Source organism: Colwellia sp. D2M02 (assembly GCF_018860755.1).
Taxonomy (GTDB): Bacteria; Pseudomonadota; Gammaproteobacteria; order Enterobacterales; family Alteromonadaceae; genus Colwellia; species Colwellia asteriadis.
The window spans coordinates 22,170-48,439 of sequence record NZ_JAHKPW010000037.1 but is presented as its reverse complement, the minus strand read 5'-3'; the positions used below and the strand labels follow the sequence as shown (position 1 = coordinate 48,439).

Sequence of the window (26,270 nt, the reverse complement as noted above, 5' to 3'; positions counted from 1 at the left end):
CCGTGAATTTTGAGCCACTGAATTACAGTGACTTTTATAACCGCCCTGTTTTGGCGAAAAACTGTTTAACCAAAAGCTGAAACAGCGTTATTACGCGTAAGTTACCAAGGTAAAGAAAAGGCAACAAATACAGAATTTTTAGTGAAACACCAAACCTAGCAAATAAATTTAATCGAATTCGCATCTGACGCATAACGCCCCACTAAGAGGCAAATAATAGTTGGCTATAATAGAGAGCGAAGCGAACAAAGCCAACTGTTATTTGTCCTGCTTGAGTGGCTTGTTATGTGAATTTACTATTTAATAGCATTCAGCTTTTTGAACTTTCTTACTTTGCCACGCATATTCGCCATTGGTGATGATGTATTAAATTGAATCATTTTCCCCAAAGTATATTTCTCGAACCAAGCTTCACCATAAAGTTTTTGATTATCTAAAGATTCAACCAATACTAAAATACGATCTGTCGTAGCCGTGAACTCCTTAATGAGATTGTCATAAGACCAATCATGGTATTCCGAGTGAAAGTGTTGAGCTAATTTACCTAGTTCACTCCATTTATATCCAGTCTCAGGAAAATCAACAGGTTGGTTTTTAGATTTTAAATCGTACCATTTTAAAACTAGTTTACCCCAACCAATTAGATAAGAAATAGTATCACTAACACTAATCTCAGTTCCTTTAACATTTCCAATAACACCTATCTCACGTGAAACCTTAGAAGGAATTGTTGCATAATCGGCTAATATTTTTTGGAAAGCTACGCTTATTGATTTCTGTAACTCTGCTTTATTTTTAGGTACAGATGACAATTAAAACTCCATTCACATAACGCCTCGTTAAGAGGCAAATAATATGTTGGCTAAAATAAGCGACGCAGGAGCAAAAGCCAACTGTTATTTGTCCTGCTTTAACGACTTGTTATATTTTTTTGACAACTGAATTGCCATAACACTGAGAATGATACTTAACGGTAACCAAATAGTGTAATAGCCGCCATAAATAATAATTATTGTAACCAACGGATAGCCAAACACTAACAAACCAAATAAAGCACCAATTACAGACAATATGAGCATTTGATGCTTATTTATTTGCTTAAATTTACCTTTAGCAAATAACCAATAAACTAATAAAAATGAGCCCCCCAGAATTAATGTACAAATTATTATCGGTGTTATTAAACAACTTAACGAGCAAAGGCATTTAAACTTTGGCTCACAACCAACATCTAACAAGTTAGTTCTCAGGGTAGCAACATTTACAGAGGTAAGAAGAAAACTGAGTAAAAATGTTAAAGTGAATTTAAGTGATATAGGCATCAACTTTCCGATAAAAATATAACGCCTCACTAAGAGGCAAAAAATTGTTGGCTAAACTTAGCGACGAAGGAGCAAAAAGCCAACTGTTTTTTGTCCTGCTTGAGTGCCTTGTTAGCAGTATTTACACTTTAACATCTTGTTTTTTGAAGTACCAAATAGCGATAGGTATTTCGATTGCTCCGTAAGTTACTAGAGTAAACCAAAACCAATTTACATTAAAAGTGAGCAAACTAAATTCATGTCCACTGCCCCAATAATTTAAACCTACTACCAATAATGCAAAACCTGAAGTGAACATGTCATAAAATGAAATTTTATTAAAACTATTTCCAGCTAACTTAGGGTAAACAGAAAGGTACGCAACTAAAACTATTACTAGATTTAATAATAGGATTGATAACTCTGGTGAATCCATTTAGAACAACACTCCTGATACTGCTAACGCCGCAATAAGCGGCTTGTGATAGTTGGCTAGAATAAGTGAGGCACGAACGGAAAGCCAACTGTTACAAGTCCGTTTGATTGCCTTGTTAGCAATCGCACCCTATTTAGTCACTTTTTCTTTAAAATAGTAACCAATTATAAAGCCTAAAGGTGTTCCGAAGCTATTGAATATAAGGCTAAAAATTGAGTCGAAAGAAAGAAATTTTAGCGATGCTGTGTCTAAATCAATATTACTTTCTTTAAGCTTTAAGCTAATAGCTAAAACATTTTCATTGTAATAAACCACATAGAATCCGGCTAATATTATTAATATAAAGAGACCGAGAATGAATGTCGTAGTTAACCAGCTTCTTGCACTATGTTCTTTCTCTTTAAATTTTTTCTCTATTTCGTTTTCTAAATTACTTACTTCTGAGGAGTTTTCATTTAGTGGGTTGTTATGGGGTCTGGTTTTTTGTTTAATTTCCTTCCAGCTTAAAGTAGCCATTTAATCAATCTCCTTAATTTCTTTAAGAAGCGTTTTATATTTATTAAGGCTCTTTTTGTACTCTTTCTGTAAGGAGTCACTTTCAATGACATCGAATATATCGGATAAAAAACTAAATAGATTTTTATCAAACTCATCATATTTTTCAGAGTCTAACTCATCATATTTACTTTTCATGGAGTCACAATTAATAAAACCTTCGAATTTATCAACTATGTCATCACGCTCTTTTAATGAGGTGTCGTATAAGCTATCAATACTTTCTTTATAGCTCTTAACTGAGGTGTAAATATCTTTATTTGCCATTGTTTTTTCAGTTTATGAATTGGATGCCTAGATTATAACAAGTATGAGTGCTGCATGGATAGACAAGATTGCTAACGCCTCGCTAAGAGGCAAAAATTAGTTGGTTAAAATAGGCGACGCAGGAGCAAAAACCAACTGTTTTTTGTCCTTTTGAGTGCCTTGTTAGCAGTTTATTGCACAGGCTTGCTTTTGGTCTTAATTAAATATCTTGCCAGAATTGTACCTAAATAAAATAACACCGCAAAAACGCCTAGATCTATGAGTAATTTTTGAATATCAAATGCATCAGAAAATACAGAGTACTCAAAAGAAAAATAGTAAAAGATACCTTTTGACCCCAAGTACGCAACTAAAAATGGAATTAGAAAGTTTAATACAGGTTTATTTGATTGGTTTTCATCCATGATTGAATCTCCATTATTATTTTAAAATACTTAACTTAGAAAAACTGCTAACGTTTTGCTAAGAGGCTAAAATAGTTGGCTGGCTTTTTTGCGTTACTTTGCAAAAAACGAGCAAACTGTTTTAGTCCTTTTAAGCACCTTGTTATGCGACTGGTAGCAATAACCACAAGCCGCACAACTTATATAAGATTTCATGGCAGCAAAAGCCGAAGTACAAAACACCTCAGTGCAACCCACAAAACCGTGAATTTTGAGCCACTCAATTACCGTGACTTTTATAACAGCCCTATTTTGGCGAAAAACTGTTTAACCAAAAACTGAAACAGAATTATTGCTCGTAAGTTACCAAGTTAAAGAAAAGGCAACAACGACAAAACTATTGGTAAAACGTCAAATCTAGCAAATAAATTTAATCTAATTCGCATCTGACGCATAACGCCCCACTAAGAGGCAAAAAATTGTTGGCTAAAATTAGCGACGAAGGAGCAAAAAGCCAACTGTTTTTTGTCCTTTTGAGTGGCTTGTTAGTTGCTGGTAGTTAAAAGCACCAACTTTACAACAAGTTACCATGTTTACGGGATGGCAGAAAGAGCCAATAAACGCCTCCGCAATAAACATCTAAACGTGAACTTTGAGCCTTAACAACTAAAGCAATTTAATCACTAAACTACGCAAGGCGAAAACTGATTGGCAAAAAGGAAGTAAATATTAAAAGGCACTTCCATTGCCAAACCAAAGAATTGAACCAAGCGCAAAAGCTTATGTTATGCACTAAACGACAAATAATTTTACTCGAATTAGTGCGGGCAACTAACGCCTTACTAAGCGGCGCTAAATTGTTGGCTAAAATTGCGAGGAACGAGCGCTAGCCAACAATTTAGCGTCCGTTTGAGTAACTTGTTAACTGGCTTTTATCTATAATCAGGTAAAGGCCAAACCTCCCCTTTAGGGAATGAACTCATATCCGTTGATAAATCACTTACATCTTGAGAGTAATGTATTGCTCCTAAACACCCGTTAGAGAACCTACGCGCAATATGGTCTTTCAAGTCTTTTGAGTAATCTCCACAATTCGTTATCCAAACGGTATTTAAGAACAAAACATTTAGAGTTATAAAATTTCTTTTAACAGTGCTACTCTCGTATGAAATTGATAGCGCTAATGAATTTCCGTAAGAGATTTTTAAATCTAACACCTTTTTATTTATTTTGAGTCTAAAGTTTCCTAATAAAAAGATGATGCAAAAGATAAAGTCTCTAAATGGTAAATCATTTTTATCTTTGATATTAAAGCTTAAATTCACTTTTTTAAAAATGTTATTAAGGTTAGTTTGGATATCCTCTAGAACACGAATTCCACTTGGCCGTTCAATATTTATATCGATGCCGCTCATAACTGACTCTGTATTGTCATCAAAAAAATCAGCTATCGGTTGAAAGCTATCGATCACTAGCCCTTTAGTTTTTTTGTCTGGATGCGCAAGGAAATCCCCTAGCTCTCTAAAGACAGTGTTTTTGGGCGTATAATCTCGAATCAAAACTATAAATAACGCGACGTCATCTTGACAAAAACTTCGTTCATTATATTTTTGAAAAAACCTCTGAATGTGATGCTTGGTGTATAGATTCAATTAGCCTCCAAGCCAGTTAACGCCGCAATAAGCGGACTAAAATGGTGGGTTATGATGTGTAGCGAAGCGAAACTTAACCCACTGTTTTAGTTCCGTTTAATTGCCTTGTTAGCCGTCTTCTATAACACCCAATGCATTTCTAAAGCCACCATCGCAGAATTCATGGTTATGTGCTAAAGCGTAAAGTAATGATGAACGCCAATCATTAAGTCCCATCGTAGAATTGAACTTCCCTTCAGCAGCTAATAAAAGGTTTTTTATCATATTAGGTTCAGATGTAACTTCATAAAGTGGCTCCATAGATACATAAAATGGTGTTAAGAAGAGATTGATTTCTTTTAAAAGCCTATCGTTTAGATTAACTCTCGTTGATTGAAACGTCATCATTTCATATAAGTCATCATCCAAAGATTCTATATTTTCTATTTCAAATGAAACTTTTAACTTACCATCGACTAATTCAACATTTGCTTTTACAAACCTATCCTCAGTAGGGATCTGATCATAATATATATGAAGAAAACTATTTGAAGGTTCTGTACCTGCGGCTGTCCTTTTTTTGTTATTACACTTGTGACACATAGGAACAAGATTACTAGAATATAGAGCTAATGATTTGTATATTGATCTAGGCAAATGATGGTCTAATTCGTCAGCAGCGCTAATGCTACAGCAAGGACAGCGTTCAGCTGATAATAGTAATGCTGAACGATAATCTGTTAAACGTTTATTTTCTTGCACTTCACTGTAACCATCATGAATTGCTTGTTTTGTTTCATCAGATAAAGTATTTGCAAGTAAATCATCATGAACTTTTCCATTGAGTTCTTCATATCGATCATATGTGGAAATTAACGTTTCATATTCTTCTTCTTCTAGTTGATATTTAGGATCACCATTTTTATACGTTAACGCTGTGGTTATGATTTCTCTACTATTTTCATTATCAGGTAATGGCAGTGACCACATATTACTTCTCCTTGAACAAGGCTGACATAACATAAGCTCTAGCCTGCATGCTCATTCCGTCATCAAATAGCTTTTCTACCTTACTTATTAGTTCAGAATTATCTGGAACTATAAACCCTGTCCTAAGTTCTGTTATTACATTGTCTAATTCATAGTGAAAATCTGTTACCTCACTTGATAGACTAAAGACATGAGATGTGATGGACGCAAGATTTTCGCCGAATGTTTGTATTTCAGGTGATATAATTTTCGTAACATCATCACGCCTTCTAATAATGTTTACATGTCTACTTAATGTTTCTTGAACAACAACAGGGGAATGGGTAGCAACTATAGCAAAAGCGTCCAGTTGTTCTAATACATACCGGATTGAGCTCATTAAGACAGCTAATAGAGGTGGGTGAAGATGTGTCTCTGGTTCATCAAATAAAACCAAACTACGCTTATCAGCATGAGAAATAATATTAACTATTGAATGTATGACGAACTTATGGCCTGTTGAAGAATTACTAAACACATCTGATAAGCTGCTAGATAAATTATCAAAATCTATACTTTTAAATAGATCATAAAAAGAACTTTCTTTTGATAAGATCTTGAATACCGCGAATAAAATATCTACCCTTTTCAAATCAGTAATTTTATCAACCAAACCTTCAACTTCAGACAGTAGAATCTCTATTGATTTAAGGTTTGTGAATGATTGGCGATCTTTTAAAATTTCATCTTTAGTGAGTTTTCCTCGCGTATCTCGCTCAAAGTTCTCAATTGAAGTATCTAGCTCTTTACATATATCTCTTATACCGCAAAATATATATCTTCCTTGACCATTATCCATATCTTTTAGTATTTGTTCTTTTTCATGGATATATATTCCAGGCACCTGAAAGCTATCAAATGCACTATATGAAATGTTAATTATTTTAGGGAAACCCAATCCAACAGGTTCAAACTCCCCAACTTCGCGAAGTACAGGGTCTCTTCGGTCCGCTCCAGAAGCAAAAGCTACTCGCGAAATCTTTGACAGTAGTGTACTTTTACCTGAGCCATTCCTTCCTACTAACACAATAACTCTACTAGGTAACTTACTACGGTGAGAATATTCTGGTGAGTCGAAGTTAAACTCTATCGGAGAGATTAATGACTCATTGCTAAATTTAAAGCTTAAATCAATACTAGGTAATTTTTGATAATCTTTACTGATCATCATCGGCGGTAATATAAAGAGATCATCACTTTCATCGATATACCTCATTACAGAAGTACCCCAACCTTCTTCCTTAGCAAAAGGCTCTTTTAATTTTGGTTCTATAACTACATCATTCAACGCAGAAAATATGTAATCTCTTAAAGCAGAGTCAATATTAGCTAAGCGTTCATAATAATCTAAAGACTGGCCTAAAGAACAAAATTCTGAGCCAAGACTATCTATATCTCCAACGACAAGCGCATGAGAGTCGCTAGACTCTTGACCTTTTTTAAGGATTTTGACATCTCCAATAGAAACGGGCTCTCCATCTGAGCTAAATGCACCAGATAAAAATAATTGATACTGCGTTTGGAAGCTATGATCATTCCAATTATCTTGTCGCAAGTAGAACTTGATACTTTTTTCTTTCTTGTTATTTGTGGAGGATGGAGAAATAACTCGGATCAAAATAAACCCCTTGATTACGGTAAATGCTGGAGACGGCTAACGTTTTGCTAAGAGGCTAAAATAGTTGGCTGGCTTTTTTGCGTTGCTTTGCAAAAAACGAGCAAACTGTTTTAGTCCTTTTAAGCACCTTGTTATGCGACTGGTAGCAATAACCACAAACCGCACAACGTATATAAAATTTCGTGGCAGCAAAAGCAGTAGTAAAAAACACCTCAGTGCAACCCACAAAACCATGAATTTTGAGCCACTGAATTACAGTGACTTTTATAACTGCCCTATTTTGGCGAAAAACTGTTTAACTAAAAGCTGAAACAGAATTATTGCGCGTAAGTTACCAAGGTAAAGAAAAGGCAACAAACGCAGAATTTTTAGTAAAATGCCAAACCTAACAAATAATTTTATTCGAATTCGCATCTGACGCATAACGCCCCAATAAGGGGCTAAAAATTGTTTGCTAAAATGTGTAGCGAAGCGAAACCGAGCAAACTGTTTTTAGTCCCGCTTAATTGGCTTGTTATATTGCCGTGTAAACTGCTCATATTCAAGTGCTTGTAAATTCATGACATTCTCGACAATGTAGCTTTTTGAACCATAAGTAATTTCAACTTGCATAATACGTTTAGAGTGCTTCTCTAGCACTAAATCTAAACGCTTCCATGGTGCAACTTCAAAGTTTCTAATTTGCGCAGGAAATGTAGTTATACGTTCCCCCGACTCACTAAGGGTTACAATGATTTCTGTTAACTTTTGGCCATCGTTTGCTTGGTGCGGGTATACCAAAACAATCCAATTACTTTGGTTTCCTGAAACAAGTCTATTTATACCAAAATTGCTAGCTTCACTTTGCGTTAATACTTTCGTAGAAATAGATACAGAATTGGCAAAAGCTAAAAAAGGCAACATGATTAGAACTAGCAGATAGTGCATAATTCTCCGGCAATATAACGCCACATTAAGCGGCTTGTAATAGTTTGCTAAAATGTGAAGCGAAGCGGAACTGAGCAAACTGTTACAAGTCCGACTTTAATGCCTTGTTAGCTTTACTTGTGGAGCTTAGCCCCTTTAAGGCCTAAGTCTAATTTGCCTCTCTCTTCAATAAAGTCATCGAGCTCTGTTACCATTTGAATAGAATGAACATTCCATTTTTTATCTGCTTTATAGAATTCTATGTGTAAAAGTACGGGTTGACGTTGAAATTTCAAAAGGTACCACCGAGCTATAAAAGTTCCTTCTATTCCTTGTTCGTGAAGTATTTCAGAACTAAAGAATTCTCCCATTATTTTGAAATTACCTTCAAACTGACTGTCAGTTTGATCCATGTCTGATTTACTTATGTAATCAGAAACAGAGCTTTTTGATAAAGCTGTTGAAGCAATTTTACTCAATTCTCCTTTTTCAAATAGCTCAATTACAGGATTGGCTAAATTATCGATATCTGATTTATCATCGGCATACGAGATAAAAGAAAAAGAAAGTAAAATTGGAAGTAACAAATGTTTCAAAGTTTTCTCCTGTAAAGCTAACGCCTTGCTAAGCGGCGTGGAACAGTTGGCTAAACTTGCGAGGTACGAGCGTGAGCCAACTGTTACACGTCCGTTTAAGCAACTTGTTATAAGCCGTTTACGAATTGGAGATACGAATTTGTACCTATGCCAATTTGTGCCCAAACGGCCTTTTTGTAATTACCAATATGATCGTATTGCGAATCTAAATCCCATAAAGTAACTATTTGCTCAGGAAACATATACTCAGATGCATTTAATGTATGACTTCCTGTTTCATTTGAAGCTATTAAACGAAATAGTTCACTCCCATCAGTTTTAAAAACATCAATATTTTCATATATAACATTGTAAAAGTTACTTTGTGATATACCGATGAAATTAGCTAATTCATTTTCAAATTCAATTTGAAGACTGTTTTCAAAATAATAATCAATAGAACCTTCTGAAGATACGAAATATTTGGAAAGCAACTCTTTAACTTGCTTTCTAAGCATTCCAAGTTTTATGGGGCCAATTCCATCATTCGGCTTGATTACAAAATCCATTTTACTCCTGGCTTATAACAGTTTATTAGGAGGAAAAATGCGCCCTTTTCCAGTTGCGCTCTTTCCCCGTAAAAATTAATTGTTAACAACTTTATACGAGTAATCACACCGAATCAATAAGTTAAGTTCACCTTAGTGCATAATCATTAAGTTGCGTAGAAAGCGTGCATTTTGCTCTATTTCTTGCGTAAAATTAAAACACGACTAATCTGTATATAAAAACAGTAATTAATTGGGATTCATAATGTCATCGCCATTTTTAACCATCGTTATAGAGCAAATGCGTATGCAACGTTATGCTAAGCGCACTATTGAATCTTATATTTACTGGATAAAAGCCTATATCAATTTTACTCATAAGCAACCCCCTATCCAAACCCATGATGCTGAAGTTGAAATGTTTTTATCATATTTGGTCAACAATAAAAATGTCGCGCCCCGTACGCAATCGTTAGCACTTAACGCCTTAGTTTATCTGTACGAACATGTGCTTAAATCCCCATTAACATTATCGTTAAACTTCAATAAGAGTCATTTAAGCCCGAAGCTGCCCTGTGTTTTAACACCCGATGAAGTGTCCAATTTATTAAAGAACATAAGTGACAAATACATGCTACCTTGCAAACTAATGTATGGCAGTGGTTTACGTTTAATGGAGGCGGTTCGCTTACGTATTAACGATATCGACTTTGATTATCACGCTGTACAAGTGTGGTATGGTAAAGGCGGTAAACATCGTAGAGTTACGTTAGCTAAAGAGTTACACGATGGGTTAAAAAAACAAATAGCCTTAGCCAAAAGCTATTATGAGATTGATAGTGCTAAACATAACTACGGAGGAGTTTGGCTCCCATTTGCATTAACGCGAAAATTTCCACAAGCAAGCCAAGAGCTTGGTTGGCATTATTTGTTCCCTTCTACTCGCTTAAGTATTGATCCTGAAAGTGAACTAACAAGACGACACCATATTAATGAAACCGTACTGCGTAAAGCGGTAAAAATAGCAACTAAACAAGCAGGTATTGAAAAAAATGTCACCTGCCACACACTAAGACACTCTTTCGCAACACATTTATTACAGCGCGGAGCAGACATTAGAACAGTGCAAGAGCAACTAGGGCATACCGATATTCGCACCACGCAAATTTATACCCATGTTATTGAGCATGGCGGTCATGGTGTCCGCAGTCCGTTATCAGATCTGCTATAGCATTTGTCAGCTACTAATCTTCAATCTTCAATCTTCAATCTTCATTAAAAAAGATAATAATATCGATATATGAATCAATATTATTATCGTAAAAATAGTCATTTAACATAGCAATTGTAAGCGTATAGCGTTGACTAATGAGCTTAACTTAAATCAATTTATCTGTTGTATCGCTTATATTTAATCACAGATTTTCTATTGCTTTGTTTTTCCAGCTAGGTAAAGCCATGTTGGGATCACGGTATCAGGATTTAGCGATAAACTTTCTATGCCTTGCGTTAATAGCCATGCTGCAAAGTCTTCATGATCAGAGGGCCCTTGTCCACATATTCCCACGTATTTCCCTCGATCTTTACAGGCTTTAATTGCCATTGACAGTAAAGCTTTAATCGCGGGGTTTCGTTCATCAAATAAGTGGGCGACTAGACCTGAGTCTCTATCTAAACCTAAAGTCAATTGTGTTAAATCATTTGAGCCGATAGAAAAGCCATCAAACAAGTTTAAAAATTCATCGGCGAGTAAGGCGTTACTTGGTAACTCGCACATCATAATTACGCGCAAGCCATTTATGCCACGTTGCAAGCCATTTTGTTCAAGTATTGCGATAACTTGCGCCCCCTCATCAACCGTTCTAACAAAAGGAATCATCACCTCTACATTGGTAAAACCCATCTCATCTCTAACACGTTTCATTGCTTGGCATTCTAAAGCAAAGCAGCCTTTAAAGTCTGGAGATACATAACGGGCGGCCCCACGATAACCTATCATAGGGTTTTCTTCTTCAGGCTCATAATATTCTCCGCCCACTAAATTAGCGTATTCGTTTGATTTGAAGTCTGACATTCGCACTATGACTTTTTCGGGATAAAAAGCGGCTGCTAACGTCGCAATACCTTCTGTTAACTTTGCAATATAAAATTCTACTGGGCTGTTATAACCAACAATAATATCGTTAATATCTGCTTGTAATTCTGGCGCTTGCTCATCAAAATTAAGTAAGGCCTTTGGGTGAATACCAATCATTTTATTAATAATAAACTCAAGTCTCGCTAAACCAACCCCATGGTGAGGTAGTTTAGCAAACCCAAAAGCGCGATCGGGGTTACCAACATTCATCATAATTTTTACTGGTATATCAGGCATTGTCTCAATTTGTGAAGTATTTATTTCATAGCTAATGTTACCTTGATAAATAAAGCCAGTATCTCCTTGAGCACACGATACCGTAACTTCATCATTGGTATGAATTAAACTTGTTGCATTGCCACAACCTACCACCGCAGGAATACCCATTTCTCGAGCTATTATGGCAGCATGACATGTACGCCCGCCTCTGTTAGTTACAATGGCCGAGGCGCGTTTCATAATAGGCTCCCAGTCAGGGTCAGTCATATCTGTGACTAAAACATCTCCTGGTAGTATTTTATCCATTTCAGCCAGTGACGATAAAACCTTAGCTGTGCCCGCCCCTATTTTGTGACCAATTGAGCGCCCTTCACAAACCACCGTAAGCTGCTCTTTACTGTTGAGTTGAAACTCTTCCATTACATTACTATTTTCTCGACTTTTTACCGTTTCAGGCCGAGCTTGTACTATATATAACTTGCCATCGACACCATCTTTTGCCCATTCAATATCCATTGGTCTCTGATAATGCTTTTCTATCGTTACCGCTTGTATTGCCAACTGTGTGATTTCTTCATCCGTTAAGGAAAATGCATTAGCTTCATTTGGGTTAACATTTAATGTTTCAACTTGCTCACCATGAACTTGCGAATCGGTAAACACCATTTTAATTGCCTTGCTACCAATATTGCGACGTACTATAGCGGGCTTGCCTTTGGCTAAGGTGGGTTTATGTACATAAAATTCATCGGGGTTTACTGCACCTTGCACAACGGTTTCGCCTAAGCCTAAACTAGAGGTAATAAAAACAACATCATCAAAGCCCGACTCAGTGTCTAAGGTAAACATAACACCCGCACAGGCAATATCACTGCGTACCATACGTTGAATACCTGCCGACAAGGCAACACCACGGTGATCATAGCCTTGGTGAACACGGTATGAAATAGCTCTATCATTAAACAGTGACGAAAATACATGCTTGATGGCAATCATTACCGACTCAAAACCACGTACATTTAAAAAAGTTTCTTGTTGTCCTGCAAAAGAGGCATCTGGCATATCTTCTGCAGTTGCCGATGAGCGAACCGCAAAAGAGGCATCACTAGCATAGCCATCAGCCAAAGTGGCGTAGGCCGCTTCAATATCGTGCTGCATTGCAGGTAAAAAAGGGGTGTCAATAATCCATTGTCTAATGGTTTTTCCGCACTGGCTTAGCGCATTAACATCGTCAACATCAAGGCCATCAAGCAATTGGTATATTTTTTCATTAATGCCGCTTTGCTCTAAAAATTCATTAAACGCAAAAGCTGTCGTTGCAAAGCCATCAGGTACTTGTACACCGGCGCTGCTTAAGTTTGAGATCATTTCACCTAACGAAGCATTTTTACCGCCAACACACTCCACATCATTCATGCCTAAGTCTCTATACCAACGAATATTCTCTTGCATAATAAATCTCCATTTTTTGACGATATTGCTATCATTAATGCTGTACGGTTTTTTGTGAGTAAACGCATGTTAAGAATAGAACATAAATACAAGCTCACCATACTTTAAGGATTAAATAATGCGCACCGTTTTTTATATTTCTGATGGTACAGCCATTACTTCAGAAGTTTTTGGTCATGCTTTACTCTCGTTATTTCCAATGCAATTTCAACATCGCACTATTTCGTTTGTTGAAACAGTTGAAAAAGCACAAGCCACTAAAGCGCTTATTAATAAGGTTTGTAACCAAAATGGTGAGCCAGCATTAGTGTTTCATACCTTTGTTAACCCTGAAGTACGTGAAATTATTGATAGTTGCGATGGCGTTATTTATAACTTTTTAGAACACTTTGTAAAACCACTCGAGCAAGAGTTACAAATAACAGCTTGTCCCAAAGCACACCGCACACACAGTATTAATAAGAATAGCTACGATAACCGAATTGATGCGGTTAATTACGCGCTGGCAAATGATGATGGCAGTAGTATTACCAATTTTGAACAGGCCGATGTTATTTTAATTGGTGTTTCACGATCTGGAAAAACCCCAAGCTCACTTTATTTGGCAATGCAATACGGAGTAAAAGTAGCTAACTACCCTTTTACTGATGATGATATGGAAAACTTATCTTTACCTGCTTTTTTAAAAGAACATAAAAAAAAGCTCTTTGGTTTAACCATCGACCCACAGCGGTTAATTGACATCCGAGAAGGTAGACTGGCGCATAGCCAATATGCGTCAGCAAGGCAGTGCCGTATGGAAGTACGAGAAGTTGAAAAACTTTATAAACAAGAGAAAATTCCTTTTATCAATACCACCAAACTATCGGTTGAAGAAATTGCCGCCAAAGTGCTTAGTCAAACAGGTTTACAACGATATAAATACTAATTTGTGCTAACTAATAGCAAGGGAGTATCGGAGCACTGGTACTTTTATTGGTTTTTTATCAGTAAAACGGTTCACATTAGTAGTGAATTTAGCTATGTTAGCGCGATAAAATACTTTATACGTTGTTTTTAGCGTATATAAACGCACCAATTTAAAAAATTTAAACTACATGACCATTAAAACTGATGAATTACGTACTACGCTAATTGAAAATTTAGCCTCGCCTGCTGAGCTTGCTGAGCAAATTCCATTAAGTGCAGCCACTGCTGACTTTATTATGCAAAGCCGTAAAGAAATTGAAGCGGTGATCAGCGGTGAAGACAAGCGCTTATTGGTTGTTATTGGCCCTTGTTCAATTCACGACACCGCCGCAGCAATTGACTACGCTAAAAAGTTAACCGTATTACGTGACAAATACAAAAACGAATTATTGATTGTTATGCGCGTCTACTTTGAAAAGCCACGCACAACAGTTGGCTGGAAAGGGTTAATTAGTGATCCTGATTTAGATAAATCATTTCATGTTGCTAAGGGCTTAAAGTTAGCACGTAATTTATTGGTTGAAATAAATGAGCTAGGTTTACCTGCTGGTACTGAATTTTTAGACATGGTTACCGGTCAATATATTTCTGATTTGATCAGTTGGGGCGCTATTGGTGCTCGAACGACTGAAAGCCAAGTTCATCGTGAATTAGCCTCAGCGTTATCTTGTCCTGTTGGCTTTAAAAACGGTACTGACGGTAACGTTAAAATAGCACTCGATGCTATTCAAGCGGCAAGCGTACCGCATGTGCTGTATTCTCCTGATAAAAGCGGTCAAATGTGTATTTATCAAACTCATGGTAATCCATACTCGCATGTTATTTTACGTGGCGGTAAAGTGCCTAATTACCACGCTGAAGATATTAAAGATACTTGCACTAAGCTTGAGCAAGCCTCGTTGTCGCAAAGTATTATGATTGATTGTAGCCACGGTAATAGCTACAAAGATCACAACAAACAAATTGATGTTGCTCGCTCTTTAGCTGAGCAAATCACTCATGGTGAAAAGAGCATTTTTGGCGTTATGATTGAAAGCTTTATAGTGCCAGGAAATCAAGCTGTAAAAGCAGGTACACCGCTAACTTATGGACAAAGTATTACCGATGCCTGTGTTGATTTAACCGTTAGTGAAGAAATTCTTGAGCTACTCGCTAATGCAGTAAAAACACGCTAACCACCTATTTTATCACCCAAAAATTCATTAAAAAAGGAAGTCATGGCTTCCTTTTTTAATGCTAATAATTTTTAAGCTAGCAACCCTAAACAACTTCAACTAGTCGCTAATTTTTGCGAGTACAGCATCACTACCGGCCTCAACTAAATCAAGTACATAATCAAAGCCTTTTGCTCCACCGTAATAAGGATCTGGCACTTGCATTTCTTCTAACTCAGTCGCAAAAGCGAGTAACAAATGAATTTTATGGTGAAACGCTACGGGTGATAATTTATAAAGCTCGGCCAAGTTGCTCTCATCCATTGCTAATACTAAATCAAAATCAACAAAGTCTTGCACAACCACTTTACGAGCTTTAATGCCATCAAATGAGTAACCACGAGCAGCACCTGCTTTAATAGAGCGATGATCAGGTTTTTCTCGCGCATGTGCACCAACGGTTCCTGCAGAATCTATTTTAAGAGATATGCCACGTTCCATGGCCTTATGACGTAATACTGCCTCGGCACTTGGCGAGCGACAAATATTGCCCATACACACCAGTAAAATAGACTTGATGCCTTTAAATTCATTATTATCAATCACCTAAACAATCCTTGCTTAACAATAGGTCAGAACCTGTAAATAACCATTTTTCAATATATTACATTTAAATCTTGATGAGACTTTGAAAAGTTTTTGAAAAATTAAGAGCTGGTATCATTACAAATAAACAGCATAAATTAAACTGTTTAATAACATTTTAAAGGATTATTATCTTGGTATAGGTATAAGCGTGACTTAAATAGCTGTAGTGTGACTTCAATTGTGAAACATAAGTAGCGAGGAAAACTCATTAAATTTAGCGAAGCAGTTCGAAAAATAGCCGCTAGCCAGAAATTTAATCAACAAGAAAACTCAGTAAACCTTTGGCTGGGAGTGGCTTGCTAAAGTAATAACCCTGTACCAAATTACAATTTAATTTATCGAGTAAACTAAGCTGTTCAGCGGTTTCAACTCCTTCAGCAACAACCATTAACCCTAAGCTATGTGCCATTGCAATAATGGTATTAACTAACTCGCAGTCTTCTTTACTTGCAGGAATGCCATTAATAAAAGACCGATCTATTTTCAGGACATCAAAAGCATATTGTCTTAAATAGCTTAATGATGAATAGCCCGTACCAAAGTCATCCATAGATAGCTTTATACCCATGTTGCTAATTTCAATTAAGGCATCATGAATATGAGATTGGCCACTCATTAATACGCCTTCGGTTATTTCTAGCTCTAAATATTCGGCGCTAACACCGGCTATGCTGAGTGATTTTTTAATAAAGCTAAGCAATTCAGCATCTCTGAATTGACGAGGAGATAAATTTACCGCCATCGTCAGCTTTTTATGATGGATATGTTGCAGCTCATACAAAAAGCTTAGTGCTTGTTGTAATACAAACCGCCCAATAGGAATAATTAATCCGGTGTGCTCGGCAATTGGAATAAACTCATCGGGTGTAACATTACCTAGCTCAATATTATGCCAACGTAATAGTGCTTCAACGCCAATAATTTTTTGGCTTTTAACATCAAATTGCGGTTGGTAATATAATTCAAGTTCGTTACGCTCTAAAGCACCATGCATTTGCTCTTCAATTTTAAAGCGGCGCAACATTTTGGCATTCATTTCTTTAGAGAAAAAAGAGTAGGTATTTCGCCCTAACCTTTTAGCTTGGTACATAGCACTATCAGCATTACGCAGTAAATCTGCTGCGTTACTGCCATTTTCAGGGAACGTTGCTACACCAATACTTAAGGTCATCATTAGCTCACGGTTATCAATAACAAAGGGGGTTCTAAAGTTAGTGAGTAAATTTTCAGTAATTGATAAAACATCACTCTGCTCAGTGGTAGCACGTAGTAATATAATAAATTCGTCGCCCCCTAAGCGCCCTACAGTATCTCCCTCTCCTAAGCATTCGGTTAACCTACTTGCGGATTGTACTAACACTTTATCGCCAGTTTCATGGCCTAACGAGTCATTTATTTTTTTGAAATCATCTAAATTAAGAAACAATACTGCTATTTTTTCCTGATTACGCTCAGCTTCGCTTAACATTTGTGATAAACGATCAAGTGCTAAAAAGCGATTAGGTAAGCCAGTTAACTTATCAAAATAGGCTTGGTTTCTAATTATTTCTGCTGATTTGTATTGTTCACTAATATCTCGAATAATAGCGACAATTTGATGGGATTCAGGTAAGTAGCTAACTCTTGCTTCAAAGTAGACTATGCCATGTGACATATTAAGCTCATATTCAAAGCTTATCATGCCCTCTTGGTTGATTATTTTATCAATATGACTTTGAAATTTATTAACAACGGCACTGGGTAATAGCTCAACTAAGCGTTTACCAATAAATTGCTCGGGTGCAAAGTATAGGTTTTTTTGATCAGAGCCATGATAATCAATAATTGTTCCATCAACTTCCATTAAAAAGAACAAATCGGGTATTGCTTCAATAATGGTTTTCACCATTCTTTCTTTTAACTGTGCTTGAGATTGTGCCTGTTTAACATCAGCTAAGTTAACATCAAGACAGTACATTTGTTTTTTATTATATTGATTAGTAAAGAGAACATGACTTGAAAAGACATTAATGTCTTGCCCATACTTATCTTGTAATGTAATTTCTGCCGCGGGAATTTCAACGCCCTTGGTTATCCACTCACGATGTGCTGCAATAACAAATTCGCACATAGCTTCAGGAATAATTAACTCTTCTATTTTTTTACCTAAGGCTTCAGCTTTGCTATATCCGTACAGTAATTCACTGCCAACATTCCAATAAATAACCCGACGGTCTTCATCGTATCCTTGTACTGAAACAACATTCACCGCGTCAAACAATTGATGAAGTGAATCATTAATAACATACTGTTGTGTCAGTGCATTGTTAACGCTGTGTGATTTCATGCTTTACTGAGCCCTCTCATTCCTTTATTTTATAATAGACCTCAACACTAAATTAGCCACCTAAATGTAAAAATGAATAACATAATATAAACAATGTTATAGGATGTTATTCATTAATTTTATCGAAGTTTACGGTAAATTAACCTGCTTGTGGCTTCAAAATGTTTATCTCGCGGCTATTTTTCTAACTTCTTCGTTAACAATATCTCTTAAATCGAGTTCGGGTTAAGTTAGTTGTCTACTCGGTAACTTGCTAAGTCTGTCGTTAAACTAACCCCTTGCAATTTAAGTTGATTTATACGCTGTAAGTAAGCTGCCCCTTTAAGCATATGTAAGGCAACATCAACCGCACCTCGACGTGTGTAATCTTCTAAATAAGTGCCTTTTACCCAACTATTAAATGCCCCTAAACTAGGACCTGCCCAAATTTGGTAATCCATTTCTCTGCCTTTTTCTCCAATATTAGACCAGCGAGAACTTAAGCCTAAATACCATCTGAAAATTAAGGCCATTTTACGTTTAGGGCTACTTTGTGCACGGGCAAGCATTTCAGGGTCGCGCTCTGTAAAAAAGGCCTCGGTACCTGCCCAAACTTCATCTAGGTTTGCTCTAAATATTTGTTTCTCTATTTTTTCACGCTCAGCACTAGGAATATCTTCAATTGAGTCGTGGGTAACATAAAGCTCATAGAGTTTTTTCGCGCGCATCGCAAACATAGAGCCCCGTTTAACCACTTGCAATTTAACTCCCATTTCAAACATATCCGCTGCAGGAGCCATAGTAACATCAGCCATTTCAACACTGGCTAATAACTTACGCGTATATTCAGAAGCGCCAGCTTCAACGCACGCTTGATTAACTGAACCAAGTACAATATAGGCAGCGCCCATATTAAAGGCGGCAAGTGCCGCTTCAGGCGTACCAATACCCCCCCCTGCGCCAACACGTAGTGCTGGAGAAAAGTTATAATTGGCCTGCACTTCATCACGTAGTGCAATAATGGTTGGTAGTAAGGTTAAAAACGGGCGGTTGTCGGTGTGTCCGCCTGAATCCGCTTCTGCGGTAATGTCGTCAGCCATAGGAACACGTAGCGCAAGCTTTGCTTGTAGTGGTGTTATTTTTCCTTGGACCAGTAATTTATCGAGTAGCTTTTGTGGTGCTGGCTCCATAAAGCGACGACCTACTTCTGTGCGTGAAACTTTCGCAATAACCTTATGGGCAATATTAACACTGCCATCGCTATTCTCACTTAAACCAGCAACACGATACCAAACAATATGCTCGGTTAGTCCTAAGTAGGCTGACGCTTCTACCGTTTTAACGCCTAATTTAATAAAACGCTCAACAGCACCGCGCTCTAAAGCTTCTTCTGCTGGCGCATGAATTAAATTAACCGCATATGGGCCATTAGGTAATTCGGCTTGAATGCGTTTAATAGCATCTTCTACTGCATCAGGTACTAAACCAGCGGCACCAAAAGAACATAAAAGCCCTGCTTTACCTAACGCAACTACCAATTCAACAGAGGCAATACCATTAGCCATAGCGCCGCCATGATAAGCGTATTTCACCCCATGCTGCGCTTTAAAGTCGGCATCTCCTAAATTTTCAGGATTAAGTTGCTGTGCAAATGCCAGTACCTCAGTACTAGTAGACGTTTCACTCGCGTTTTTGTTTTGCGTTACGGCAAATTCATTACCCTTTTTGGCAATATACACGGGCATATCAACATTTAATAATGCGGCTTTAATTGCGCTATCGTCAGTGCTCAATACTTCGCTATCAACATGCCATGCCCAATCAGTGGTATTGCGTTGTGTAAATCCTATGTTTGACATTTTCATTCCTATACTTAAATTTTTCATTTTCGTTGCGACGTAATGGCTTGCTCAAAACTAGATCAATACTAGCTCGCTGCTTTAGTTTGTCGGTTTTGTGAGTTTGACTCCGCTTTACCGCACCACCACTGTGCTCGACATCGTTTTAAATGATGCTTAACTTTTCGTTTGATATTTTTTTTCACGCTATTTAACTTATCTTTATAAATACTTTGATAAGCGCTAAGAGTGCTTTCTTAAGCTTCAACTAACGCCAACACTATGTCTTTTACTTCATAAATACGTAAGCCGTCTTTAGACAAGTTAGCATCTCCAACTAAACGCACTTCTGTTGCGGTTTTTACAATGTCGGTAATATGCACATCTAACGTCATTTGCTTATTTAGTGGCGTAATTTGCCCACGATACTTCCATTTAACCTGTGTTGTTGGTGCAATAAAGCGTGGATTAGTAAACTGTGCGCCTAAATCGTTTTTCAATGCGTAGGTTTGCATCAGCTCAATAATAGCTTCAACACCTAAAGAGCCAGGCATGACTGGGTCTTGATGAAAATGATAACGGAAGAACCAGTCGGTGGCGTCAATAGCGCGTTGGCCATGCACATAAGCAATATCGGCTTTACCGCCACCTTCCACGATAGATACAGTGTCAATAAAGTTCATTTGACCACCAGCTAATTTATAATGCGGCTTAGCCTCTGGCGCTTGATATAAGCTTAATGATTTATTGCTAAGATCAAAAATTTCAATATTACTCGCAGGGGTTTTATGATCAACAAACCAAGGGTGAGTTACTTTACCGTTATCAATGCCTAATTGGTTAGATAATGCATCTGCGCCAAAATAACCAAATACGGCAGTACCTTGATAAAACAGCTCGTGTGCATCAATGTCTTGTGCCACTGTTGTTTCATTTTTCACGTAAAGTTCAAAAGTGAAACTTTGTACTATCATACCGCCAGCCATGGTTGTACTTAATAGCACTGATTTATTGACGATAGTTTTGTTACGTAAATCTACCTGCTTAACTAAATCGCCACTGCCATCAAGATTACGGAAAAATAAATCTTTTTCAGGGTACTTTAAGGTAGTGCCCATGTAGCCAGAAATAAAGCCGTTAGGTTGCAGTGCAATCTCCATAATCAATGAATATGGCATCCAGTTGTTATGACTATTTTTACTAAAGTACCAAGCATCTGCTGGAACAAAATATTCTGCAATACAGCTTGCTGGGTTTTTAAGATCTAAGCGCTCACCAGTAACTTCAACAACTTGCGTAACCACTTGTAAGTCACCACAAGGCGTACGCGGTGGAATGCGATTTTGATAAACATCAAAATCAGGGCCAAAACAGTTAGAAATATTGCCGGTGGCAAATTCAAACATATGCCACGGGGTAAAAGGTGCAGTATTAGGCACACGGTTTTGCCCTGCAACGAACGGCGCTTCAAAATGCTGAATGGGTGTTACGCCTTTATTTTTAGGTGCAAGGTGATCAGACATTACTTTCATTAATGGACGCTGTGCATTTTTAAATGGCACTATGCCACGTTCATCAACGCCTTGTTTATCACTATTACTTTCAGCAAATTCACTAACCCTTGTATCGGTTGTATCGATAGCCGTTTGCGAATTAACGAGCACCGTATTATCAGGTAATGTTACAGGATAAGGCGACTCATCAGTTTGCTCGGTGATCATCACTGACAAGTTTTTAAAATCAACTACCGCTTTGCCATCAAGAATAATTTCAATATTGGCTTTTAAGTACGGATAAGGCTGCATGCCCATTTCAGTTACTTCCATACGGTAAGTTAAGGTATTGTACTGCGGAATAACCTGACCACGACAACGCACCGTTTGTGACTCTCCAGGCATAGGCTGGAAACGTGCGTTATTAACATTGGCATGCATGCCCAATTTTAGCATAAAGAACATTGCCATTTGCCCACAGCCTTCGCTCATCAATGAACCAGCCATGACTTGATCACCTTTAAAGTGACACGGAAAATACCAGTGCTCTGGGTCGAGATCTTTTTGTCCTTCAAGTAAACCTAAGCCCCAATGTCCACCATGAGCATCAATTTTGGTAATACGCTCAATCATTAAAAATTTCTTTGATGAAAATTTCAATGACGGATTGCGCCCTTGTTGGTTGTATTCTTCACCAAAACAGCCTGCAACATCGCCATCAACTAGCTTCATCATATCGTTATAATCGAAGTGTTGTTTCGCCTGCTTGGCTGAATCTTTATTAGTGATTAATGGCGTAAAGCGACTTTTAACCGCATTAGCAAGTTGTGCTTTATCTTTATCATTTAAAATAACACCTTTACCGTCAGCTAATTCTTCATCCGTGAAAAAACCAGCACAACCATTACGCATGATCAGTACTTTTTTATCGCCAACGTAGCAATCGTAGTGAAAGAAAAATAACAGCTGTTCACCATTTTTGGCGTACGAGTCAATATGAATTTCATAACGCAGGGTTTCTCCGCCAAAGGCCATTTCTTCTAAAAAGGTTAGTTCGCAATCAAGTAAGCGATAAACTCGTTCACCTTTCGCCTGAAAATCAATGCCAATATAAGAGATTAATAACAAATCACACTGACCTGATTCAACCGAAACTGACCAAGGAATTTGACCATCAATTAAAAAAGGCGCATCGACCGGAATGTCATACTCAGTGCACATGTAAGACTTTTTATACTCATGTACTCTGGCATCTAATTCGGTAACGCGTGACACTAATAAGTAGTCTGTGGTAGGTAATCTAACGCGGCGTGAGTAGTTATCGATAATGGCATATTCTTCACCAAACACTTTTGCAATATCACCTTCGGCAAACTCTACTAAATCGGCGGTATCCCAAATAAGATGATCGGGTTGATTAAAGCGCTCTTGTAATTGCAAAGGTGGATAGTGATAACCAGCAGGCCCTTTAATGGCAAACCCTAAACCTTGAGATTCACTGTCCAATTTCATCGCTGGACTGTCTTGTATATGTGCATTGTCGCCAGAGTTTATAACATCAACACCTTGAGACACATCGGCTTGTAAGCTAATTAACTGGGCAATATGCTGTTGCGCTAATTGACGGCTAGTTAAAAACGACTGATGAGTTGCCGTTGCTTGGGCAATGGTTTTGCTGACGGTTGTCTCAACATGGTGCGTATTATTTGCCACGACTTGATGCTGACTTAGGTGCTTACTTTGATAATTGGCATGAGAGTTATCTTGACTATTATTTTTCACAGGTACTCCAATAACAGTCGCGATATTTGCGGCGCTGTTTGTTGATAAGTTTGCTAATACTGGCTTTGAAGTGCTTTTCGCAACGCTTTTAAGTAAACGCTGCGGCACTAAATTAGCTAACGCAATAGGCGCGCTAATGCCGTGCTTCGCATTAACATGGCTATATGCCTGTTTAATTTCGGCTATATGCTCGTTATGACTTTGTTGATGTATTAATTGACGAATACTATCGCCGCCCAAGGTAATTGTTTTAATGAGCTCTGGACGCTTTTTCGTTATTTGACTTGGCGCACTTTGGTGCTGATCTCCACTTGACGATAAAATCAAATGTGCACAGCTTTCATCTTTACCTAAGCCATTAATCGCAATATAAGTTTTATTATTTTTATTGGACTGAGCATTTAATCGCAACGCAGATTTAATAATACTGGCCATGCCTGATGCATTAAAAGTGTGCCCGATAGTATTTTTTACCGAGCTAATTTTTTGCTGCTGACTCACTGACGGGTAAATACTTGGTAAAGCGTGTTGTTCGGCAATATCTTCATCAATAAAACCACTGCCATGCGCTTCTACTTCGCTCACTTGCTCAGCACTAATACCTGCGCTATTTAACGCTTTTTTCGCCGCAGTGTTAATAACATCAGCGCTGACTTTACCCTGATAATTAGCAAAGCAGTTACTGTCAATTTGTGCATAAACACTGTGCTCGCCCATGGCACTACAGCTAACTTTTGAGTGAGGAACAACAACTAAGGCACCCGCACCTTCACCAACTTTCCATTGATGGCTATCAGTATTGCCATCAGCGCTCAACGAAACCTCTGCGTAATGTTGACGTAAGGTAATATTTTCAACTGAGCCTGCTAAATCGACCGCAGCAATAATAACAGCTTCAACATCACTGGTTTGAAATAAGCTTTGCGCCAACTCAACACAACGGTACACCGAGTTTTCTTCTGCTGAGAGCGTAATTGCTGGCCCTGAAAAATCCCATAACGCCGAGATACGCGACGCCATAATATTGCCAATAAAACTGGTGTATTGATTTAACTGTGCAGCTGAAGCAACGCCATCTTTAGCAATATTGATTAAGGTATTACGTTGTTTGTCAGTTAACGTGACGCCTTGCTCAAGCAAGCTAGTTTCAATTTGAGTCGCCAAATTAACGCGACCGCGATATTGATGCAGCTCAAGCTCAATACCCATAGCGACTAAAACCGCAACATTGCTACCCTCTTTTAGGCCAGCATCTTTAGCAGCATTATCAGCCACTTTCATCATCATTAATTGCTGTGGAATCAAACAGTCTTGCTCGTTTGGCGGCACTTTAAAGCGTAAAAAATCAATATCAAACTGCTCCACATAGCCACCTTTGGGTGCATGTGCTAACCCTAATGCATTCATCACACTGCTATCTTGCTCAATGCCTTTCCAGCGCTTAACGGGTAGCTTTGTAAAGGTATTACCTTGATTGGAGAGTAACTGCAAAAAAGCACTTAAGTTTTCAGCATGGCCAAAATGAGCATCCATTCCGATGATAGCCAATGGCTCTTGAGCATTCACCTGGTTTTGAGTGCTAGCTGCATTATCAAGCGTATCACTCTGCTCTTGTAATACAATATGTGCATTAGCGCCGCCAAAACCAAAAACACTAACGCCAGCAATACGTGGTTTAGTTGCACTGGCAGCGCTATTGGCAACGGGCCAATTAACGGTTTGTGTTGGCATTTGCGCTGCCGTTAAATATTCCTGCTTAGAGCGAATAGGATCGGTTAAATTAATGGTCGGCGGAATAATTTTTTCATTTAAGGCGCGGATCGCTTTAGTCATCCCCGGCATACCTGCGGCGGTAAGTAAGTGACCTAAGTTTGATTTAACAGAGCCTAACAGCGGTTTGTTGTGATAACGACTAAAAAAGGTTTCCATCGAGCCAAGCTCAACTTTATCCCCTTTAGGGGTACCCGTGGCATGGCACTCAATGTAGTCAACATCGGCAGGGTTAACGTCTGCATTTTCATAAGCACGTTCGTAAACGAGTACTTGTCCCTTAGTATTAGGGCTTAACACAAACTCGCCTTTACCATCGTTAGATAACGCACCACCTTTAATGATAGCGTGAATTTTATCACCGTCTCGCACCGCATCACTATGACGTTTTAGCACCATCATACCAGCGCCTTCACCGGCAAAAAGCCCTTGTGAATTTTTATCAAATGGCGCGTGCACGTTGTTTTCAGGGTATGCTTGGAATATTGAAAATCCCATATTCACAAACATAGGATCGGCGCCCGACACTGCACCTGCGAGCATCATGTCAGCCTTACCAGTATGCAAATAATCACATGCCAGTTTTACCGAGTAACAACTGGATGCACAAGCCGCATCAAGTGCAAAATGTGCTCCGCCTAAACCAGCAGCTTTCGCAAGTAGCGCCGCAGGATAACCAGCTACCAGTGCATTATCAGCATGTGGAGCCTGATTTAAACTGGTATTAACATTGGCAGTATCGGTTGAAAATGTTGATAACTGTAAGTCTTGATTGATGATTTCTTTAAGACTATTTTCAACCACTTGATGGTATAAAGGGAGAAACAAATGGTTTGATGATTTAGTTGGAAACGATAAATTACCTAAAATCACCCCACAGTTTTCTAGTGCCGTTGAGCGCCAATATCCTGCATCACTAAGAGCTTGCTCAGTAACATATAATGCCCATTGATTTAAATCATCTAGTTGCGTTAAATACTCAGCAGTTAAACCATTACTTAACGCTTTGCCCTGTGCATCAGTTACAAAAGCTGTGGCATTAAAGTTAAAGTCTCGAATATAACCGCCATGCACACAATAAAACTTATCGGTGTCTCCTTTTTTACCGGTATATTTATCAGGATCAACGCCCATTTGAGCATGACTCGCTTTTGAGCGACAGTCTTGCTTGTTAAGTAATTGTTGCCAAAATTCATCGGGCTGTGATGATCCGGGAAATAAATTTGCGATACCGACAACGGCAATGTTTTCCAT

Annotated in this window: 20 protein-coding genes; 3 read left to right on the top strand and 17 right to left on the bottom strand. The window is 38.0% G+C overall.

Going from position 1 to position 26,270, the window contains the following annotated elements; all coding sequences use genetic code 11:
* Positions 1–296 precede the first annotated feature (296 nt).
* The 12 genes from KO495_RS05915 to KO495_RS05860 form a co-directional block, all read right to left on the bottom strand.
* Positions 297–812, bottom strand: coding sequence for a ClbS/DfsB family four-helix bundle protein (locus KO495_RS05915; RefSeq protein WP_215979474.1), 516 nt, complete (start codon positions 810–812; stop codon positions 297–299).
* An 84-nt stretch (positions 813–896) separates the two neighbouring features.
* A complete protein-coding gene (locus KO495_RS05910) occupies positions 897–1,079 on the bottom strand; it encodes a hypothetical protein (RefSeq protein ID WP_215979473.1) in 183 nt (60 codons plus the stop codon).
* Between the two features lie 364 nt (positions 1,080–1,443).
* Positions 1,444–1,737 (bottom strand): hypothetical protein, encoded by a 294-nt coding sequence (locus KO495_RS05905; RefSeq protein WP_215979472.1) that lies wholly within the window; start codon positions 1,735–1,737, stop codon positions 1,444–1,446.
* 129 nt (positions 1,738–1,866) lie between these two features.
* A complete protein-coding gene (locus KO495_RS05900; RefSeq protein ID WP_215979471.1) occupies positions 1,867–2,253 on the bottom strand; it encodes a hypothetical protein in 387 nt (128 codons plus the stop codon).
* Positions 2,254–2,559 (bottom strand): hypothetical protein, encoded by a 306-nt coding sequence (locus KO495_RS05895; RefSeq protein ID WP_215979470.1) that lies wholly within the window; start codon positions 2,557–2,559, stop codon positions 2,254–2,256.
* A 170-nt stretch (positions 2,560–2,729) separates the two neighbouring features.
* Positions 2,730–2,963, bottom strand: a complete 234-nt coding sequence (locus KO495_RS05890) for a hypothetical protein (protein ID WP_215979469.1) — start codon at positions 2,961–2,963, stop codon at positions 2,730–2,732.
* A gap of 911 nt (positions 2,964–3,874) precedes the next feature.
* Positions 3,875–4,594, bottom strand: coding sequence for a hypothetical protein (locus KO495_RS05885; protein WP_215979468.1), 720 nt, complete (start codon positions 4,592–4,594; stop codon positions 3,875–3,877).
* A gap of 108 nt (positions 4,595–4,702) precedes the next feature.
* Positions 4,703–5,563, bottom strand: a complete 861-nt coding sequence (locus KO495_RS05880) for an HNH endonuclease signature motif containing protein (protein WP_215979467.1) — start codon at positions 5,561–5,563, stop codon at positions 4,703–4,705.
* Between the two features lies 1 nt (position 5,564).
* A complete protein-coding gene (locus KO495_RS05875; protein WP_215979466.1) occupies positions 5,565–7,220 on the bottom strand; it encodes an AAA family ATPase in 1,656 nt (551 codons plus the stop codon).
* 492 nt (positions 7,221–7,712) lie between these two features.
* Complete coding sequence (locus KO495_RS05870; protein WP_215979465.1) at positions 7,713–8,147, bottom strand: hypothetical protein; 435 nt, start codon at positions 8,145–8,147, stop codon at positions 7,713–7,715.
* A gap of 113 nt (positions 8,148–8,260) precedes the next feature.
* On the bottom strand, positions 8,261–8,722 hold the full coding sequence (locus tag KO495_RS05865) for a hypothetical protein (protein ID WP_215979464.1): 462 nt from the start codon (positions 8,720–8,722) through the stop codon (positions 8,261–8,263).
* 107 nt (positions 8,723–8,829) lie between these two features.
* Positions 8,830–9,270 (bottom strand): hypothetical protein, encoded by a 441-nt coding sequence (locus KO495_RS05860; protein WP_215979463.1) that lies wholly within the window; start codon positions 9,268–9,270, stop codon positions 8,830–8,832.
* 244 nt (positions 9,271–9,514) lie between these two features.
* Here KO495_RS05860 and KO495_RS05855 point away from each other — a divergent pair, with 244 nt between their 5' ends.
* Positions 9,515–10,480: an integron integrase gene (locus tag KO495_RS05855; protein ID WP_215979462.1), complete on the top strand. Its 966-nt coding sequence runs from the start codon at positions 9,515–9,517 to the stop codon at positions 10,478–10,480.
* A gap of 195 nt (positions 10,481–10,675) precedes the next feature.
* On the opposite strand, the gene ppsA is transcribed toward KO495_RS05855, so the two are convergent.
* Positions 10,676–13,057, bottom strand: a complete 2,382-nt coding sequence (gene ppsA, locus KO495_RS05850) for a phosphoenolpyruvate synthase (RefSeq protein ID WP_215979461.1) — start codon at positions 13,055–13,057, stop codon at positions 10,676–10,678.
* A 118-nt stretch (positions 13,058–13,175) separates the two neighbouring features.
* Here ppsA and KO495_RS05845 point away from each other — a divergent pair, with 118 nt between their 5' ends.
* Both KO495_RS05845 and KO495_RS05840 read left to right on the top strand, forming a co-directional pair.
* Positions 13,176–13,985, top strand: a complete 810-nt coding sequence (locus tag KO495_RS05845) for a pyruvate, water dikinase regulatory protein (RefSeq protein WP_215979460.1) — start codon at positions 13,176–13,178, stop codon at positions 13,983–13,985.
* A gap of 169 nt (positions 13,986–14,154) precedes the next feature.
* The gene (locus KO495_RS05840) at positions 14,155–15,201 is read left to right on the top strand and encodes a 3-deoxy-7-phosphoheptulonate synthase (protein WP_215979459.1); all 1,047 of its coding nucleotides are present in this window, start codon (positions 14,155–14,157) and stop codon (positions 15,199–15,201) included.
* 99 nt (positions 15,202–15,300) lie between these two features.
* Here the strand turns inward: KO495_RS05840 and KO495_RS05835 are convergent, their stop codons facing one another.
* The 4 genes from KO495_RS05835 to KO495_RS05820 form a co-directional block, all read right to left on the bottom strand.
* A complete protein-coding gene (locus KO495_RS05835; protein WP_343817701.1) occupies positions 15,301–15,786 on the bottom strand; it encodes a low molecular weight protein-tyrosine-phosphatase in 486 nt (161 codons plus the stop codon).
* 295 nt (positions 15,787–16,081) lie between these two features.
* Positions 16,082–18,154: a bifunctional diguanylate cyclase/phosphodiesterase gene (locus KO495_RS05830; RefSeq protein WP_215979458.1), complete on the bottom strand. Its 2,073-nt coding sequence runs from the start codon at positions 18,152–18,154 to the stop codon at positions 16,082–16,084.
* A 230-nt stretch (positions 18,155–18,384) separates the two neighbouring features.
* Positions 18,385–19,992: a PfaD family polyunsaturated fatty acid/polyketide biosynthesis protein gene (locus tag KO495_RS05825; protein WP_215979457.1), complete on the bottom strand. Its 1,608-nt coding sequence runs from the start codon at positions 19,990–19,992 to the stop codon at positions 18,385–18,387.
* Positions 19,993–20,228: 236 nt separating this feature from the next.
* Positions 20,229–26,270, bottom strand: coding sequence for a beta-ketoacyl synthase N-terminal-like domain-containing protein (locus KO495_RS05820; protein WP_215979456.1), 6,042 nt, complete (start codon positions 26,268–26,270; stop codon positions 20,229–20,231).